Here is a 17,852-nt window from a genome sequence, read left to right on the forward strand (position 1 = left end):
GCAAGGAATCGGAACTGATCCCGCATCGCGGCTGCCGTAACGGCATTTTCCCGCATCATCGCCACGCACTTCACACCAATGCCGGACAAAGTGCGCATCGTTTGACATATCTCCATCCCGCCGCACGCAGAAATAGCAAAATAGATAGGGACAATGTCAACACATCATGCTCGCCCGCCGCGAGCTGCCATAACAACGAACGACGCGCATGAGGCTGAGCATGTCGACCTACCTTTTCGGCGAAGAAGTCGTCCACAAAACCGACCCGACATTCAACGAAAGGCTTGCCGCTGCCTATCGCAGCAAAGCAAGGCCTGCCTGCTGCTGCCGGCATGGCAGCGGACGTCAGGCAGCGCCGGAACGGATGAAGCTGGAAATGTATATCGTCCGTTTCGACGACAGGTACTACCTGAAACGCATGCCGGACACGGGGCCCAATCACGATCCATCCTGTCTCTCATATGAGCCGCCGCCCGAGCTGTCTGGCCTGGGCCAGGTTGCGGGCGCCGCCATCATCGAAAGCGCGGCCGAAGGACGCACGACACTCAAGCTGGATTTTGCCCTCTCAAAGGCTGCGCCGCGCTCAGCGCCAGCCCCCGGCGCAGCGAACCCTAACAGCGCGCAAACCGATGGCACCAAGCTGACGCTGCGCGCCTTGCTGCATTACCTTTGGGACCAGGCGGGCTTTTCAAAATGGTCGCCCATGATGAGCGGCAGACGGAACTGGGGCGTCATGCGGAAGTACCTGCTGCGTGCAGCGGAAAGCAAGCAGGCAAAAGGAAAGGCGCTCGCCGAACTCCTCTACATTCCGGAACCGTATACGCAGGATCAGCGGGACGGGATCGCGCAGCGAAGAGTGGCGCGGCTGTCGTCCATTGCGGAAACCAGCGGCCGCACGGGCGCGCGGCAGCTCATGCTGATGCTGGCGGAGGTCAAGGCGATCTCGCCAGCGCGCAACGGCTACAAGCTCCTGGTCAAGCATGTGCCGGACTACTTCTTCGTTATGGACCAGGAGCTGCACCAGCGGCTGCAGCAGCGCTTCGAACTGGAATTGAGCTTGTGGGATGCCTTCCCCGGCACGCACCTGCTGCTGGCGGCCACCTTCGGCGTCAACCGGGCTGGCGTTGCATCGATCCACGAAATCGCACTGATGGCGGCGACGGAGAACTGGATCCCGTTTGAGAGCGGAAAGGAGAAGGTCCTGCTCGACGCGTTGACGAAGGAGGAGCGGCGCTTTGTCAAAAGCATGCGCTACAACCTGCCGCTCTCCGTGCCGCTGGCCACCGCCGTGCTGACCGACACACAGGCTCCGACAGCGCTCTACCTCAACCCGGCATGCGCCGATGAAGACTATTCGCGCATGCTCGACGAGCTGATACACGACAGCCGCTTGGCATCGTGGGTGTGGAGCCCGGACAGAACCCCTATACCAGCCTTCCCCTGCATGCATAAGCCTGTGCAGCACTAATCCCCGCAGCAACTCAAGCTTACCACCCGGCCAGGCCGGCCACACGCATCGCCCCCCATTTGCGCCAGCTCGCCGCACGGCGCATCGCGTCCCTCTGCACCCGACAAATCAAATTTCCATCACGCGCAAGTTTGCGGATTGATCCAGATCAAACCGAAGCCGCAACTTCCTTGTGACGCTCGTTAGCTGGGCTATAAATAATATAAACGCAAGATTAATAAAAAAACATTCAAATCAGCAAAAGGTGATGGTCGTGAATTCGGACACCGAACACATAGCAGGCCGATTTCAGTGGCGCAGAGCGTTTGTCGCGCTCATCTCCACCTGCGGCGTCGTGCACGCGCCGGCGTGGTCCGCCGGGCTGACGAAAGAATGCCTGGATGCCGCCAGCGCCCGCTTCGGGCACTCCAACCCTAAGATTCTCCAAGCGCTCGCGGCACAGGAATCGAGCGGCAAGTGCACGCTGCGCCACCCGACGAATGCGGACGGAAGCCATGACATCGGTTGTTTGGGCATCAACAGTAGCCAGTTGCCCGCACTGAAAAGAAAATTCGGCATCACAGAACAGGACCTGCAAGACCCGTGCATCAACGCCCATGTGGGTGCATGGATTTACGCAAAAAAGGTGCGCCAATTCGGCGACACCTGGCGCGCCGTCGGTGCCTACAACGCCGCGAGCGAACACAAACGGATAGCCTACGCATGGAAAATCTATACACGCATCGACGCGCAGCGCTAGCGGGATGCGCAGCAGCATTGCTGTGCGCCTGCGCTGCTGCACCGGCACCGGAGGTAGCGCCTTTGCCAGCGCGGCCGGTCTATCTCGGCGTCACCCAGGTCGGAATCGGCCAGGCTATCCGCTACATTTACTGCGAGGTGCCTGCCTGTCCCCTTCCCACTGCAAAGACGCATGTACCGCCCACCGCCCCTCCACAGTTGGCGGCACTGGCCCGCTCTCCGTCTCCGGCACCCAGCGGTGCGGCGGCCGAGTTGGAAGTGCGGTTCGGGTTCAACTCGGCGCGTGTCAGCCAGGACGACCAGCGCCAGCTTGCGCAAGCAGTCTCCGCGCATCCGGAAGCGCACATTGAAATTATCGCTCGGTCCGACTATGTCGGGGCGAGCAAGGGCAAAGCCAGGATGGCCGCCGCCCGCGCCAAAGCGATGCGCAGCATCGTTGCGGAACAGTCTCCAGGCGCGCGGGTCACCGAACGCCGAGAGCTCGCCGCCCCCACCCGCGTCGCCGAAGCGGAGCAAGCAAGGCAGCGGAACGGGACGGTTCGATTCACCTCCCCGTAACGCCACCAATGAGGACCCAGCTATGAATACGACATTCCAACATCCTGTGCCGCAAATTTCAAGAAAGTGGGTGATCGCAGCGATTCTCCTGCTCGCGGCAATCGTCCTGATGACATCGGCAAGTGCCGGTGTGACAGGCGAGGAGTTCAAAGACACATACGACACCATCGTGAAGTGGATTTCAGGCTATCTGGGCAAAGTGCTGGCAGTTGTCTCCTTCGTGATCGGCTGTGCCATTGCTTCCGCACGCCAGAATCTGATGCCAGCGGTGTTCGGCATGGGCCTCGCGCTCCTCATCAGCTTTGGCCCCGGCCTGATCAATTCGGTCTTGACTGCGACCGTCTAGGAAATGCCATGGAATTCGCCATCCCCTCTAAGCACGATGAACCACTGAAGTTTCTCTGGTGGGACTTCGATCAGTCCATGCTTTTCATGACCGGCATGGTCTTCGGCATTTTGTCGGGATATCTGATCCTGGGGTTGGCGCTCGGCGTGTGGGGCGTGCGCTGGTTCGGCAGGAAGAAGGCCGGCAAACACCGGCTGTACGTCGTCCACGTCGCATATTGGTTTCTACCGAGCGAGCTGGTGTTTCCCTTCCCCACGCTTCCACCTTCCTCCGCACGCGAGTTCATCGGCTAATCATGGATACAGATAAATATTTTGGCGAGCTGGACATGGAAAAGCGCAGGAGCCGCAAGCTACTGTGGCTGCTGGCCGCGTGCATCGCGATCATCCTTATCCAGGCCAGCTCGATACGCGCCCAAACCGGCGAGACCAAGACGGCCTTTCTGCCGCCCGAAATCAACAGGCCTTTCTGGATCAGCAGCGAGGACGCTTCCCCAGAGTATTTCGAAGAGCTGGGCATGTTCATCAACAACCTCCCCCTGAACGTGACCCCGGAAACGGTAAAGCAGGCGTGCAGGCAGTACCTGAACTACGTGCTGCCCAAGGACCGCGACAAATACAAGAAACGATGCGACGAGGACGAGGCGCGCGTCAAGCGCGACGGCGCCAGTCAGATGTTTGCGACCCGCGAAGTGCAGACCGATCCCCGAAACCGCCGTGTCGCGTTCACCGGCGTCTTGACCACCATCGTCGGCGGCAAGCCGTTCCCCAGCAGCGCAACCTACGTGATGGAATTCGTCCATTCCGGCGGGCGCTTCTACATTGCAAACCATGAAAAGGCGGCCTCCAATGATCCACTTGCACAAAAAAGGTAAGGCTGGCGTCGCCCTTGCGTTCGCGCTGGCGGTATTCGCGCAACATACAGCCGCGGTGCAAATTATCGAAGCCGGCGACGGTACCACTGTCTATGCCAAGCTGAGCAAGAAGGAAATGACCAGGCTGGCGGTGGACCAGGGTCGCGTTGCATCGCTGCGCGTCAAGGAAGGGGAGCTGGGCATCGATCCCGACGACGAAACAGGCCAACTATTCCTGTCAGTTCCATCCGGCGCCGAGAAGCCCATCAACGGATTCTTGACCACGGACGCAGGGAACACCTACACCCTGGTCCTCCAGATCGTCGACACGCCCGCCGACTCGATCATCATCAAACAGCTGAAGGCGAAAGCGCCTGCTGGCCGCAATGAGCTCAAGAGTACCAGCTACGACAAGGCGGTCAAGCGGATCGTCACGGCCATGGCCAACGACGAACTCCCCGACGATATGCAAGTCAAGCATATCGGCAGCCGACTCGATCTGTGGAAAGAGACTGCAATGACCTTCGAAGTCCAGTACACGGCAGGCGACATCGTCGGCGAGCGCTATCTGGTTGCGAACGTTTCCAGCGAGCCGATGGTGCTCGACGAGCGCGAATTCTACCGCAAAGGCGCTGCCGCAATCGCCCTCGACCAGCTGAATCTGGCACCAGGCGCTGCAACCCGTCTGTATGTAATCCGGGAGAAAAAATCAAATGAATAGCATCCCCCCCACACAGCGCGCAAAGCGCCGCCAGATCGCCCTGGTCATCGCCATACTGTGCGGTATCTTCGCGGCGGCCGCCATCGGCGTGTTCTTCGCCACTGACGCCGAACCGCCAGCAGGTGTCACCCGCAAAGCCGACATACACACCAAGTCCTACATCGCGCCCGGCGAGAAGGTCGATCCGCAAGACGCCTGGAGAGGGGTATCCGACACCCGGCTCAATACCATGGAAGCAAAGCTGAGCGGACTGGAGGCGGAAAACCGCTTGCTGAAGGCACGCCTGGGGGACAAGGACGCCGGCACCAAGACCGCAAAGTCGGCCGAGCAGCTGAGCGACACCGAGCTGGACAAGCGACTTGCCGAGTACGAGAAAAGCGTGGAGCGTCCCCAACAGGGTTATCCCGCAGGCGCGCCATCGGCACCGGTCGCCGGCCAAGCGGCCCCGAGTACAACGCAGCCGGACGCGCCGTCAGCGCCAGGAACAAAGCGCAATCTGCCGCCGTCCACAAAGAGCGCAGGCATGCCACCAGCAGGCGGCATTCTCACGGTCAGGTTGAATCGGGCAGCAGACGCACCCGTTTCGGCTCAAGGCCCGCGCGCGTCCAGCGACGGACTAAGCAAAGGGAAAAAAAACACCCAGAACTACCTGCCATCCGGCATGTTCGGCCGTGCTGTCCTGTTGGCGGGACTGGATGCCCCGACCGGCGGCCAGGCCCAGTCCAATCCGCATCCGGTGCTGCTGCAGCTGGTTGATTTGGCCGTCCTGCCGAACCGCTACCGCTACGACTGGGACCGCTGCCTGATTACAGCGGCCGGATACGGGGAGCTGAGCAGCGAGCGCGGCATGATCCGCACCGAATACCTGTCCTGCGTCGCCAAGGACGGCACCGTACTGGATATACCGATCAAGGGTTACATCGTCGGCGAAGACGGCAAGGCCGGCATGCGCGGCAGGCTGGTCAGCAAGCAAGGACAGGTGCTGGGCAACGCGTTGTTGGCCGGCGTCGTGTCCGGGATAGGAACAGGGCTCGAACGGTCCTCGCAGATTCAGTCCGTGTCGGCGCTAGGTTCGACCACCACCATCAAGCCGGGCCAGGAGTTCCAGTCCGGAATCGGGTCCGGCGTAGGCCGCGCGCTTGACCGCTTGTCGAACTACTACATCTCGCTGGCCGAAAAAATGTTCCCTGTAATCGAGATCGATGCCCAGCGCGTGGTCGATGTCGTCCTCACCCAAGGAGTAACCTACGATGCTGAACTCAAGAATGAATAGCCGATATGCGCGCCAGGCGGTCGTCGTAGCAGCGCTCACCATCAGCACCCTCGCCACCGGCGCCGATGGCGGCCAAGCGCCCGCAAGCGACCCGGCAACAGTCGCCATGCGGCAGGCGCTCACCGCCCGCTATCCGAACACCAGGTTCGGCGACATCCAGCGCAGCGCCGTACCGGGGCTGTGGGAAGTATGGATGGGTGCCAACGTTGCCTACGTGACCGACGAAGGCCGGCACTTCATCTTTGGCCACCTGTACGACATGCAAACCCAGACCGACATCACGGCCGGCAAGAAAGAACTGGCCAGCCCGCAAGCCGAGGCGGCGCGCCCAAAGTTGGCCTTCGGCGACCTGCCCCTGCGCGACGCCATCAAGACAGTGCGCGGCAATGGCGAACGAAAGCTGGCTGTGTTTTCCGACCCGCTTTGTCCTTACTGCCGGCACCTGGAAAAAGCACTGGACCAGCTGGACAACGTCACCGTCTACACATTCCTGTTCCCGATTGCGACGCTCCACCCGGAAGCTGCTGACGTCGCGCAGGCTATCTGGTGCGCGAAGAACCGGACCGCCGCGTGGAAGGCGTACATGAGGAATGGAAAAGCGCCGCCGGCGGCCCGTTGCGATACCCCGATTGAGCGCAACGTCGCGTTCGCTGCCAACGCCCGCATCAACGGCACACCATTCATCCTGTTCGCCAACGGCGATCAGGCAACAGGTGCGCTGGACACTGCCAGCCTGGAACGTCGGCTCGCACGCAACTGACTGAGGAGAACAATATGATGCGCTTGCTCGTTTTGTGCGCCGCCGCGGTCATGGTCAGCGCATGCGGCTCGATTACAGGGTTCGCCGATTCGAACTCCAAGTTCGCCTGCAAGGCGCCCGATGGCATCGCGTGCACCTCGGTCAGTGGCGTGTACGCAAACGTCCAGCAAAACAACGTCCCGGGACTTCAGCGGTCGCCGCGTCCGCAGGTCTCGGCGCAACCATCGGCGGCCGGCGCCGCATCCTTTCCCGTCATGGCGGCAGGCATGCCGATCCGCAGCCAGCCCCGCCAGCTGCGCATCTGGCTTGCCCCCTGGCGCGACGAGGACGACACCCTGCACGACCAGAGCTACATGTATGTGATGGTCGATCCAGGCAGATGGCTGGTGGAACGCAGCAGGGAGGCCACGGTCCAAAAAACCATGACCCAGCTCAGGCCAATGGGCAAGACCCAGACGGCCGGGCAAGCGGGTTCCCAGTCGGCGGGTTCGCTAGCCCATGTCCGCGACAACGTCGGCGCCCAGGCCTCAGCGCGCGAGGCCGCGCGTGTACCGGACGACTCCGAGGAGACGAAATGAACCTCGGCGATGCTATCCGCAACCTGCTCAACCCAATTTTTGGTTTCACCGCATCGGCGCGCGAGGACCACTACGAGCCGACTCCGTTGAAGGCAATGCGGGAAATCACCAACACCGAAAGTTTTGGCGCCATCCTGCCGTATTGCGCCTTCAACCGCGCCGAAGAACTATTCGTGCTCGACACCGGGGAGCGCAACCCCAAGGGCAAGAACGAGGCGCTCGGGATGGCCATCGAGATCACCCCGCAAACCGGCGCCACAAAGGAAATGATCAACGTGCTGGCCCCCATTTTCGGCAGCGCCCCCGGGGGCACTTACATCCAGATCAGCCTGTATGGCGGCACACGCATCATCGACAAGCTGAAGCAATCGGCCCTGCTTCGGCATGCAATCGTGCCGGCGCCAGGCGATGCCGGCGACAAGCGCAGCGACAACATCTACCGGGTGATGACGCGGCGCAGGATCAGCCACTACCTCGGCGGCACAATGCAGCGGCTCGTCCCGCATCTGCCGTTCCTGCTGCGCGATCTGCGCGTGGTCATGACCATCGCCCGCCAATGCGACCCGCGCGATGCCAACGTCATCGACGAACTAGTGAGGATGCGCGACGGCCTACATGCCACGCTAAAAGCTGCCAATTTCGACTGCTGGAACTGGAGCCCCACAGAACTGATCAACTGGTGCTACGAACTGACCAACCCGAACAAACTGCAGAGCCGCTCGGCACACTACAGGAAATCCTATGATGCGGGCCGGCTGATCCGGCACCAAATAGTTGACCAGGATACGATCTGCCGCCCGACCGATGACGGCCGCTCTCTGCGCTACGGCCGGCCGGGCGATGCCAGCGAGGTGCATAGCCGTCTGTACAGCGTGAACGGCTACCCCAAGGATTTCCCGCTCTGGGGCATGGGGAACCTGATCGGCGACTTCTACCAGGGCCAGCTCGGCTATCCCTGCCCGTTTGTCATCACCATGGGAGTACACATACTGGATCAGGCAGACCATAAAAACATCGCCCAGATGAAAGGTGCCCGGGCGACGACCAATTCGGTGTCGCCGATGGCGCGCTTCATGCCCGAATTCCAGGACAAAAAGCGCGACTGGGATATCGTAAACCAGTCGTATGCCCTGGGCATGGGCGAGGTCGACATGTATCACCAGGTGCTGCTGATGGCGCCGCCGAAGGAAATCGAGGCGGCTGAAAATGCGGCGCGCTCGATCTGGCGCGCGCGCGGCTTCAACCTGGTGAGCCAGCAGTACATGCAGGTGCCGGGCATCCTGACGTCGCTGCCGCTCGGCTTCACGCCGACCATGCAGAAATTCTACAAGCGCGTCGGCTTGAGCTGCCGCAAGACGACGATGAACGCCGTCAACCTCGCGCCGCTGATCGGTGAGTGGAAGGGCACGCCGACGCCGGTGCTGAACTTCGTCGGGCGGCGTGGACAGCTGATGGGCCTCGACCTGTTCGACAACAAGGGAGGCAACTACAACTTCGCATGCGCGGCCTCCTCTGGTTCTGGCAAGTCGCTGCTGGCGAACGAGATTGCCACGGCCTATCTCGGCGTAGGCGCCAAAGTGATGATTATCGACGTCGGCCGCAGCTACGAGAAGATCTGCCGCCGCTACGACGGGGAGTATATCGAGTTCGTCAAGCGCGACGGCTACCAGATCTGCGTCAACCCTTTCGACACCATTGTGGATATCCACGAGGACATGGAGATGATTAAGCCTGTTGTCGCGCAGATGGCATCCCCATCCGGCACGCTAAGCGACCATGACCGCTCGCTGATCGAGATCGCCATTGCCGAAAAATGGGCCGCCAAACGCAACCGCATGACGGTGAGTGATATTGCAGACTGGCTCAAGGAGCACCACGATCCGGTCGCGCAGCGCCTGGGCGAGCAGCTGTTTCCGTACACTGCCGCCGGGATGTACGGCAAGTACTTCGAAGGCCAGAGCAACGTCAATTTTGACAACGATTTCGTTGTGCTTGAGCTGGAGGAGCTCAATTCCAAGAAAGACCTTCAGAGCGTCATCCTGTTCATCATGATGTTCAAAATCACTCAGGTCATGTACCACGAGCGCCGCGACCGCAAAAAGGTATGCATCATCGACGAAGCCTGGGACATGATGGACGGCGCGAACTCGGGCAAGTTCATCGAGGTCGGCTACCGCCGCGTACGCAAGTACGGCGGCGCATTCGGCACGCTGACCCAGTCCGTCGAGGACTATTACAAGAACCAGGCAGCGCAGGCCTCGTTGGACAACGCCGACTGGCTGTTCCTGCTCAAACAGAAAAAAGAATCGATAGAACAGCTCGACCGCGGCGGCAAGCTCAAACTTGACGAAGGAAGCAAGCGCATCCTCTCGTCGGTGAAAACCGAACAAGGACTTTACTCCGAGATCTTCATCCATTCGCCAATGGGCTCAGGGATCGGCCGCCTGCTGGTCGATCCTTTCTCGCTGCTTGCATACAGCACCGATCCAACGGACTGGAATGCCATTCAGCACTATCGCGACCTGGGAATGGGCGTTACCGAAGCAATCAATTCAGTGCTCGCTGACCGCCTGGGCCAACAAGGAGCTGCAGCATGAACTCCGAAAGCACCGTCCGCGACATGGGTCCCAGCGCGCGCAGCATCGTGCTGCTCTGCGTCGCCAGCGCCTTTGTCGCGTTTGCCGTGGCCATGGCCGGCCCCCGCTTACTCCAGCGGGAACGCAGCCCGCGCTTTGCGGTGGTCGATCTGGCTGCCATTGTGCGCCAGCAGCAGGAATCATCGGTAGCCCAGCTAGCCAGTGGGGCTGTCGATGCCCGTGCCAGGGCCGCCGCGATGGCGAGGGCCCAGGAGTTTGGCAAGCGGTTGGACCGCGAAGCCGTTGAACTCAGCAAAGAGTGTGGCTGCGTTCTGCTGATGCGCGAAGCCGTAGTGTCCGGCCAGCTCGACGACATGACCCCTGTGCTAGTGGCACGGCTAGCAGGAAAGCGATGAGGCGCGCCATGTTCCTCCTCCCCTCCCTGGACAAATGGATCGCTATCGGATGGTCCATGCGCGCTCACCTGCGTCGCCGGTGGTGGGCCTATTCCCTTGCCGCCGCCCTGTACGTCTGGTGCTACGGGCACTACCGCCTGGCACTGAATATGTCCAACAGCTTGCCCCACGCGATGTACTGGGTGGTGCTCGATACAAGACCGGTGGCGGTGGGCGACTATGTCGCATTCGAGTGGCAAAGCAACCAGTTTTATCGCCGCGGCCGGATCTTCGTAAAGCGCGTTGCCGGACTCCCGGGCCAGACTGTGTCGGTCCGACAAGGCCAGGTCTTCATCGACGGCCGGCCGGTGGGCCGCGCCAAGCCCTACAGCAGCCGAGGCGTGCCTTTACAGCCGGTGGAACCAGGCGTCATCCCGAACGGCTTCATTTATGCGGCCGCGGCGCACCCTGATAGTCTAGACAGCCGCTACCGACAGCCAGGGCTGATTCCATCAGCACTTATCGTGGGGAGGGCGTATGCGCTCTTCTAACATGCGCCGCTGCGTGTTTATGGTGCTCACGAGCGCCGCCGCCTTCGCCGCCGGCGGCGACTACGGCAACATCGGCCCCACCTATGCGGTGCGGGAGGCCGACATGCTGGCATGGATCGAACAAAAGGTGGCCGACAAGGTTGCCAGCGGTGAAGCGCAGCGCTTGCAGCAGGAGCGCTCGACACTGATCCAGCGCAAGCTGGAAAACCCAGCCCCGCTGCTGTCCGTGTCGAAAGCCACCAAGAACCGAACCCTGTACTACGACCCGACCTACACCGCCGCCGACAGCATCGCCGATGACCGTGGACAGATCCTGGTCGCCGCAGGTACAACAGTCAATCCCCTGGACAGGGTCAGCTTGTCGCGCCCTCTTGTCTTCTTCGATGGACGTGATCCGTCGCAAGTTGCGTTCGCCAAGCGGTTCATCGACAGGCGCGAGGGTCTGGCCAAACCTATTCTCGTCGGTGGCAGCTATTTCGACTTGATGAAGGAATGGCAGGCACCGGTGTATTTCGATCAGCAAAGCGCCTTGATCCGCAAGCTGGGTATTCGCTTTGTCCCAGCCATCGTGGTGCAGGAAGGAAAAAGGTTGAGGATAGATGAAATCGCTCTCTAACACTGCGCCGGCCGCCGTGCTGCTGGCCTGCCTGTTCTGCGCCCCCTCGGCTTTCGGCCAGTCATGCAGCGGAAAATTCATGAACCCGATCACGGACATCTGCTGGTCGTGCATCTTTCCGATCTCTATCGGCAGCGCACCGATCCTGCAGATGGGACAGGAGGACATTGAAAACGTCGGCTCGCCCATCTGCGCCTGCGGCCCACCGCCCTTCGGAAAAATCGGCGTCAGTATCGGCTTCTGGGAGCCGGCGCGCCAGGTCGATGTGACCCGCACGCCGTGGTGTTTCACGTCCCTTGGCGGTATCAAGATGGGCTCAGGTTTCTCCGCCCCGACACCCGCGGTCGGCCAGGGCAACAAAGGCCGCAGGGCATCGCGCACCACACTTTACCAGGCTCACTGGTACGTCAATCCGGTGCTGTATTGGCTTAAAGTGCTTTCCGAAACCAGCTGTCTGGAGGAAGGCGGATTCGACATCGCCTATGTGACCGAGCTCGATCCCGCGTGGAACGACGACGAGCTGGCCGTGATCCTGAGCCCCGACGTGTTCTTGTTCGCGAATCCGGCGGCGCAAGCCGCGTGCGCTGCCGACTGCGTGGCGGCAACGGTCGGTTTTCCACTGACGCCGATGCAATGGTGCGGCGGCTGCCAGGGTTCGATGTACCCTTTGAACGGGCACGTGCAGTCTCATGTCGGGGGCGTACAGGCTTCCTCCCTGATCGTGCAGCGCTATGCGATGAAGCTGCACCGCGAGTTTCTCGCATTTGCTGGCAATGGCCCCCCGGGCTGGTGCGGGCTCTACCCGGCGCCCATCCTGGACAAGCGCATCTACAAGTACTCGATGCTGTATCCAAGTCCGCAAGGCAAGGGACCGGACGGCCGCTGCTGCCAACCGCTGGGGCGCACTACCCACCTCTGGGGCGCCGCCAAGGAGTACCCGATCAAAGGCGAAGACTTCGCCTACATGATGTACCGCAAGCGCAATTGCTGCGAACGCCTATACGGTTGGAAAAGATGACCCGCACAATATACAAGGAACCGATCATGGCTAGTTCAGCACAGCATAAATCCGCCTGCCTCCTGGCGGCATTGCTGTTTGCCGGCACCATCCGCGCGGCCCCGGCGCAAGCGTTGCCCGATGACGCCAGCATAGCAAGCGAAGCCGCCAGGCAAGTAGCCCGTTCCGGCACGGCAATCGACAAGGCGGAACGCCAGGCCCGGCAATTGCGTCAGGCGCTCCCGGAGGTCGCCACCCCGCCGATGCTCGCAGCGCCGGATCCGGCAGCAGTAGCGCAGCGCTACGCGGCAACGCTGCAGCAGGACGACACGGCCCTGTTCATCATGGTGTCATTTTCGATGCCGTCCGAATCCATCGAAAGGCTGGCAGCGCAGGCCGACAAGGCCGGCGCCACCCTGGTGCTGCGCGGCGTGGTGGACGGATCCTTGCAGCGAACTGCCGAAATAGCCGGGCAGTTCATCAAAAAGTATCCGCGCGCGCAATTCCAGATCGATCCTAACCTCTTCAAGCGCTTTGCCGTCGATCGGGTTCCGGCATTCGTCTTGTCGGTCCGGGCGCAGGAGGCTGCGGCGTGCGGCAAAGACTGCGATGCAGGCAACACGTTCGCCAGCGTCGCCGGCGACGTGACGCTGGACTACGCGCTTGAGTACTTGGCCAAGCAACGCGACCAGCGCTTCTCGGCGCTCGCCGAGCGCAGGCTCAAGCAACTTCGGGGCGCGCTATGAAATGGCGCAACGCAGCCCTGTGCGCATTGTCAGGCTACGCCGCAGCGGCCTGCGCCAGCGCCGCGCCGCCTGTGGACCCGCCTACCACCCAGGCAGAAGCATTCAACCAGGGCAAGGCGTATAAACCGGCCAATGCCGCGATCAAGTCCGGCATCACGCCGTCCGCACTGGCGGACGTGCCGGGACAGGACGCAGCAACAACAAACGAACTCAAGGGCTTGTACGGCGCGCCGCTGAAGGCGCCCGGAGAGGCTAAGTTGCTCACCTGCGCCGGCTACGTCCCGGGCTCCGACGCCATGAAAAACCAGGAGTGCGACACCATCAACTACGTCGCCGGCAATCCGGCCGCGCGCCCGGTGTACACCATCGACAAAACCAGCGACCCGCTGATTATCCGCAGCAGCAATGTGCGCAACACTGCGGAGGCGCACACGGCCGGCACCAGCGGCCTGTCCGGAAGCTACACAGCCTGCACGAGCAAGACCACCAGTCTGCCGGAGCGATTCGACACGGAACGCTGCCAGGTCGGCAGACCGGTCACCGAGGCGCGGTGCAGCGTGGCACTGAAGGTCACCTACACCTGGCAGCGCTACAACGGCCAGGCCGGCGCAGACCTACGCTACGGACGCTGCAGCACTGGCCTTGTCCGGGGCGACAAGCTGACTATTCCATTGCACAACAACTACCGGGTTGAGTGGACCGCCTGCTCCGTCCGGGGGCACGGCGCCGGCACGGAAATGCTGATCTGGCACGACGACTGCGGAGGCGCCTCGACGCTGCACGGCTACGACGCCTCCGCCTGTTCAATCAAGCCTGTACCGGAAAAGCTGGATCCACCGCGCCAGCCAATCGGCTCCTGCACAACTGCGCCGCGTATCGACCAGAATTGCTTCACGCCTGGGGGGCAATTTGTGGAAAAGGCCGAGGTGCCGGTCTTCAAGGACACCTGGGACTATGCCAGCTGCACCGACCTGGACGCCCATAGGGCGGACATTGAAAACTAGGGGGCGACCATGCGCATACTTCTCATGGTTCTGGCATCCCTGCTATGCAGTGGCGCGCTCGCTGCCAAGCAGTGCGGTGTGGTTAGCCAGACGTGCAGTTCGGGGCCGTCAACAGTGTTTATCGATGGCATGGCCGTGACACGACCGTGCTGGGAGAACAGCATCGAGTATGCGTGCATCGAAGACACCGTACGGAACACCTGCGGAGACGCCATCGCCAAAGGATGCACCGTGCGCAGCGCTGTCTGCCAGAACGGTGTGACAGTCAATGGCACATTCCAGTGCATCACGGAGCAACGCGAGTACCAGTGCAAAGTGGCCGACGCGAGCAGTACCACCGTCACCGACTGCGCGGGCCAGCAATTCTGTGTCGAAGGGAAGTGCTTCGACACAGGCAGTGTGCCGGACCCCGACTTCGCAAAGGCGGTTACTGCCATGGAGGTCGCCCGCGAGGCCGGCGTGTACGTCGACGAGAGTACTTTCCAGGTCTTCCGGGGGGAAGACAAGCGCTGCGCCAAGAGCTTGCTGAAGAATTGCTGCAAAGGCGCCTCCTCCCCCACCAACGGCCTTACCAATCTGGCCATCCAGGGTGGCAGCGCCTACGTCTTCGACGTTCTCAGCGGCGGCGGCATGAAGAGCTCGCTGGTATTTGGATTCGATCCCACCTCGTTTGCGCTGTCGATCGCCTTCATGGTGGTGCAGCAAATGCTCACGTGCGACAGCGACGAAGTGCTGGTGGCCGTACGGCGTGATCACCGCCTATGCCATTACGTGGGGGAGTACTGCTCCAAGAAGATCAACCTGCTATTGGCAAAAATATGTATTCAGCACAAGGAGACTTACTGCTGTTTCAACAGCAAAATCGCCAAGATCATCAACCAGGCGGCGCGCACGCAGATTCCAGGCTTGGGCTGGGGCACGCCAGAACACCCGTCCTGCCAGGGATTGACCATCGCCCAGTTCCAGGCAATGGATCTCTCGGTGGTGGACTTCAGCGAGTTCTATGCCGATATCAAGCCTGCCACACCCGACGAAGCCGCGACCGTCGAACGCGCCGCGGCCAAGGTCGATTCGTATTTCGGACACTGAGGGAGCGCAGATCATGCTGAAACCGAAGTTGGTCGCGCTTGCCGCGATGGCCGCCGTGATGGCCAGTGCCGGACACGTTGCCTGCGCATCCGTGCCGCAACTGGTGCGCAGCGCCATCGAGCACGGACACGCGAGCGGGAACATTCAAGGCCCCATCGCGGAAGAGACGCGCCGCAGGCTGAATGCAACCGGGGCGCTGTCGCTGGAAGTAACGCGCATCTACCTGTTCGAGCAGCCGGATTGCGCGCGGGTACAGCTCGACTTCCAGCAGGAAGCTGCCCTGCTCCCCGGCTCGGCCCTGCCGACTCCCTACGCCTGGTCCACCCAACTGAACATCTGCAGCGACGGCTATCCACCAGCCGCGCTGACGCGGAGGAAAAAATGAGCATCCAAACCCAGTTCGCCGTTCTGGCAATGACGGCCGCGCTGGTCGCCCCGGCTGGCGTGAACGCAGCAGATGGCACCCCTTCCTACTGGAGCGGGTCGACATGGCACGATCCTGAACGCGGGTTCCTGTGGTACGCGCCGCCCAAGCCGCCGGACGAACGAAAGAAACCGAAACCAAGGAAGCCCTACGCGCAGCTCTCCAACAAGGAGTTGGGTGCGGAGATAGAGCGCCTGCTCGCTGTCGCAGTCGAACAGCAGTCCCCCGAGGCGGTAAAGGAATACCTCTTCCTGCAGCAGTACGCAATGGATCGCGCCAGCCGCTTTTCGGACGTATTCCGCCGCACGGTCTGGACCACGCCCGAGCTGGACTACAGCCTGCGCAGCCGGCCGAGCAATGCGATGGCGATTGCCGCCTACGACGCACAACGCGATGGCAAGCGAACGGCCGCATCGGAGCAGCTGGCACGGACGCACGGCTTGTTCTTCTTCTTCAAGGGAGACTGCACTTATTGCCACCAGCTGGCCCCGATAGTGCGCATGTATCAACGCAACTACGGCGTCGAAATATTCCCAGTCTCCCTGGACGGTGGCAGCCTTCCCGAATTCCCTAATGCGACGCTGGACAACGGCGCCGCAAAACACCTCAACGTCACCACGGTCCCCGCTATCTTCCTGGCCGACAAGCGCACCGGCAAAGTCCAGGCCTTGGGATACGGCGTGATGTCGCTGGAGGAAATCGTCAATCGTGTTTACGTGCTCACGTCGACACAGCCAGGACAGGAGTATTGACCATGATTACCAGAAAACTTATCACTTGCGCCGTGGCCGCGTCCCTGCTATGCCGCGTAGCCGACGCTAGCGACAGCGGAATGCAGCAGCTTTTCGACGAGATGGGCGCGTTCGGCAACGCGACCGGGCCGGGTGCCTATCGGGCGCAAGGAATGAATATTGTCACTGGCGGCAACCTGTTCATGCGCGTTCCGCAACGCAACGTCCATCCAGCAAGCGTCGCTCTGCCCAGCCTGAAGATGGGCTGCGGCGGGATCGACCTGTTCGCCGGCTCCTTCTCCTTTATTTCCAAGGACCAGCTGGTCAGCATGATGAAGAACATCGGCTCCAGCGCTGTTTCCTATGCCTTCAAGCTCGCGCTGGACTCCATCAGTCCGCAAATAAACAAGACCCTGACCGAGCTACAGCAAACCGCGCAGGACTTGAACGCGCTGAACATCAACTCCTGCGAGGCTGGCGAGGCATTAGCCAGGGGCGTGCGCGGCGACTGGCAACGCACATCCCAGTACTTTGCCAAGGTCACCGCGCCGATCACCGGTCTGTTCGCCGATCACAGCGAAGCACGTGCGGAAGTCCAGGGCGACAACGCGAAGGTTAACGCGGCTCTAGCCGCTGTGACTGACCCGGCGACGCTGCAGCAGGTCAAACCTGGCAACATAGCATGGCGAGCCTTGTCCAAGCTTAGCGGGCTGGACACGGACGACAAACATATCCTTATGGCGCTGTCGGGCACGACCGTAATCTCCTCAAGTGATCCGACCACTGAACCGCCTCAATATAAGGAACCCAAAGCCATCTCCATTCGCCAATTCATCCGCGGCGACGAAAACGGCAAACTCCAGGTTTACACCTGCGTAGACGGCACCGGACCGGATTCGTGCCTGGTACTGGGCGACGGCGAAATCGCCGTGACACCCTACGCAAAAAAAGTCGAGGCCAAGCTTGTTGCAATCGCCGACAAGTTCAAGACAAATACCAGGCTCACGCCGGAGGAAATCGCGTTCATCAACGTGACCGGCCTGCCCGTCTACAAGGCGCTCGCTGTCTCAACTGCCGCGCCCAACGTGGGACTGGACGTGATCTGGATTGGCAAGTATGCCGACCTCATCGCCGCGGAGTATGCCTACCAGTACATTATTCACGCGACGCATCAACTCAAACAAGCGTACTCCCAAGCGGCATCAAACGCGCCAGCACTAGTACAGGACGACATGAAAACGCTTGCCGCCAACGTCGAGCGGCTGCGCGCCGACGCGCGCGAGGAAGTACGCTTGGCCTATGGAAAAGTGGAGTCGATCAACAAAATTGCGGACGAAATCGTCTACATGGAGCGCAACTTGGTCGCCAACCTGCCGGCAAACTTGGCGGGCAACCTGCGGTTCGCGGCGGCCGGAAGGTAGCAACGAG

The 17,852-nt window shown here is 61.4% G+C and carries 21 protein-coding genes; all 21 read left to right on the plus strand.

The features are described from left to right. The first annotated feature begins 220 nt into the window (after positions 1-220). Complete coding sequence (locus AC07S4_RS07140; RefSeq protein ID WP_494985976.1) at positions 221-1,468, plus strand: DUF1173 domain-containing protein; 1,248 nt, start codon at positions 221-223, stop codon at positions 1,466-1,468. A gap of 247 nt (positions 1,469-1,715) precedes the next feature. Further along, on the plus strand, positions 1,716-2,207 hold the full coding sequence (locus AC07S4_RS07145) for a lytic transglycosylase domain-containing protein (RefSeq protein WP_494985977.1): 492 nt from the start codon (positions 1,716-1,718) through the stop codon (positions 2,205-2,207). A 251-nt stretch (positions 2,208-2,458) separates the two neighbouring features. Then, positions 2,459-2,764, plus strand: coding sequence for a hypothetical protein (locus AC07S4_RS07150; RefSeq protein ID WP_494985978.1), 306 nt, complete (start codon positions 2,459-2,461; stop codon positions 2,762-2,764). Positions 2,765-2,786: 22 nt separating this feature from the next. Next, the gene (gene traA, locus AC07S4_RS07155; RefSeq protein ID WP_494985979.1) at positions 2,787-3,110 is read left to right on the plus strand and encodes a TraA family conjugative transfer protein; all 324 of its coding nucleotides are present in this window, start codon (positions 2,787-2,789) and stop codon (positions 3,108-3,110) included. 8 nt (positions 3,111-3,118) lie between these two features. Further along, positions 3,119-3,403, plus strand: coding sequence for a type IV conjugative transfer system protein TraL (gene traL / locus AC07S4_RS07160; RefSeq protein WP_494985980.1), 285 nt, complete (start codon positions 3,119-3,121; stop codon positions 3,401-3,403). Between the two features lie 2 nt (positions 3,404-3,405). Beyond that, the gene (locus tag AC07S4_RS07165; protein WP_494985981.1) at positions 3,406-3,984 is read left to right on the plus strand and encodes a TraE/TraK family type IV conjugative transfer system protein; all 579 of its coding nucleotides are present in this window, start codon (positions 3,406-3,408) and stop codon (positions 3,982-3,984) included. Then, positions 3,959-4,684: a type-F conjugative transfer system secretin TraK gene (locus AC07S4_RS07170; RefSeq protein WP_494985982.1), complete on the plus strand. Its 726-nt coding sequence runs from the start codon at positions 3,959-3,961 to the stop codon at positions 4,682-4,684. Before AC07S4_RS07165 ends, AC07S4_RS07170 begins: the two co-directional genes overlap by 26 nt. Continuing rightward, entirely contained in the window at positions 4,677-5,957 is a 1,281-nt protein-coding gene (locus AC07S4_RS07175; protein WP_494985983.1) for a TraB/TrbI/VirB10 family type IV secretion system protein, read from the plus strand. Before AC07S4_RS07170 ends, AC07S4_RS07175 begins: the two co-directional genes overlap by 8 nt. After that, entirely contained in the window at positions 5,935-6,717 is a 783-nt protein-coding gene (locus AC07S4_RS07180; RefSeq protein WP_494985984.1) for a DsbC family protein, read from the plus strand. Before AC07S4_RS07175 ends, AC07S4_RS07180 begins: the two co-directional genes overlap by 23 nt. A 14-nt stretch (positions 6,718-6,731) precedes the next feature. Next, positions 6,732-7,295 (plus strand): TraV family lipoprotein, encoded by a 564-nt coding sequence (locus AC07S4_RS07185; RefSeq protein WP_494985985.1) that lies wholly within the window; start codon positions 6,732-6,734, stop codon positions 7,293-7,295. After that, positions 7,292-9,892, plus strand: a complete 2,601-nt coding sequence (gene traC / locus AC07S4_RS07190) for a type IV secretion system protein TraC (protein WP_494985986.1) — start codon at positions 7,292-7,294, stop codon at positions 9,890-9,892. The genes AC07S4_RS07185 and traC overlap by 4 nt, the downstream gene beginning before the upstream one ends. Further along, the gene (locus AC07S4_RS07195; protein ID WP_494985987.1) at positions 9,889-10,287 is read left to right on the plus strand and encodes a hypothetical protein; all 399 of its coding nucleotides are present in this window, start codon (positions 9,889-9,891) and stop codon (positions 10,285-10,287) included. Before traC ends, AC07S4_RS07195 begins: the two co-directional genes overlap by 4 nt. 8 nt (positions 10,288-10,295) lie before the next feature. Then, positions 10,296-10,817: a S26 family signal peptidase gene (locus tag AC07S4_RS07200; RefSeq protein ID WP_494985988.1), complete on the plus strand. Its 522-nt coding sequence runs from the start codon at positions 10,296-10,298 to the stop codon at positions 10,815-10,817. Continuing rightward, positions 10,804-11,433: a type-F conjugative transfer system protein TraW gene (gene traW / locus AC07S4_RS07205; RefSeq protein ID WP_494985989.1), complete on the plus strand. Its 630-nt coding sequence runs from the start codon at positions 10,804-10,806 to the stop codon at positions 11,431-11,433. The genes AC07S4_RS07200 and traW overlap by 14 nt, the downstream gene beginning before the upstream one ends. Continuing rightward, on the plus strand, positions 11,417-12,451 hold the full coding sequence (gene traU, locus AC07S4_RS07210; protein ID WP_494985990.1) for a conjugal transfer pilus assembly protein TraU: 1,035 nt from the start codon (positions 11,417-11,419) through the stop codon (positions 12,449-12,451). The genes traW and traU overlap by 17 nt, the downstream gene beginning before the upstream one ends. After that, complete coding sequence (gene trbC / locus AC07S4_RS07215) at positions 12,448-13,176, plus strand: type-F conjugative transfer system pilin assembly protein TrbC (RefSeq protein WP_494985991.1); 729 nt, start codon at positions 12,448-12,450, stop codon at positions 13,174-13,176. The genes traU and trbC overlap by 4 nt, the downstream gene beginning before the upstream one ends. Next, on the plus strand, positions 13,173-14,180 hold the full coding sequence (locus tag AC07S4_RS07220; RefSeq protein ID WP_494985992.1) for a hypothetical protein: 1,008 nt from the start codon (positions 13,173-13,175) through the stop codon (positions 14,178-14,180). The genes trbC and AC07S4_RS07220 overlap by 4 nt, the downstream gene beginning before the upstream one ends. A gap of 9 nt (positions 14,181-14,189) precedes the next feature. After that, positions 14,190-15,269 (plus strand): conjugal transfer protein TraN, encoded by a 1,080-nt coding sequence (locus tag AC07S4_RS07225; protein WP_494985993.1) that lies wholly within the window; start codon positions 14,190-14,192, stop codon positions 15,267-15,269. Between the two features lie 13 nt (positions 15,270-15,282). Beyond that, complete coding sequence (locus tag AC07S4_RS07230; RefSeq protein WP_494985994.1) at positions 15,283-15,654, plus strand: hypothetical protein; 372 nt, start codon at positions 15,283-15,285, stop codon at positions 15,652-15,654. Then, positions 15,651-16,445, plus strand: a complete 795-nt coding sequence (gene traF, locus AC07S4_RS07235; protein ID WP_494985995.1) for a conjugal transfer protein TraF — start codon at positions 15,651-15,653, stop codon at positions 16,443-16,445. Before AC07S4_RS07230 ends, traF begins: the two co-directional genes overlap by 4 nt. Before the next feature lie 2 nt (positions 16,446-16,447). Then, entirely contained in the window at positions 16,448-17,845 is a 1,398-nt protein-coding gene (locus AC07S4_RS07240) for a conjugal transfer protein TraH (RefSeq protein ID WP_494985996.1), read from the plus strand. Positions 17,846-17,852 lie beyond the last annotated feature (7 nt).

The sequence above is a fragment of the Pseudoduganella sp. GW821-FHT05F09 genome (assembly GCF_059419605.1).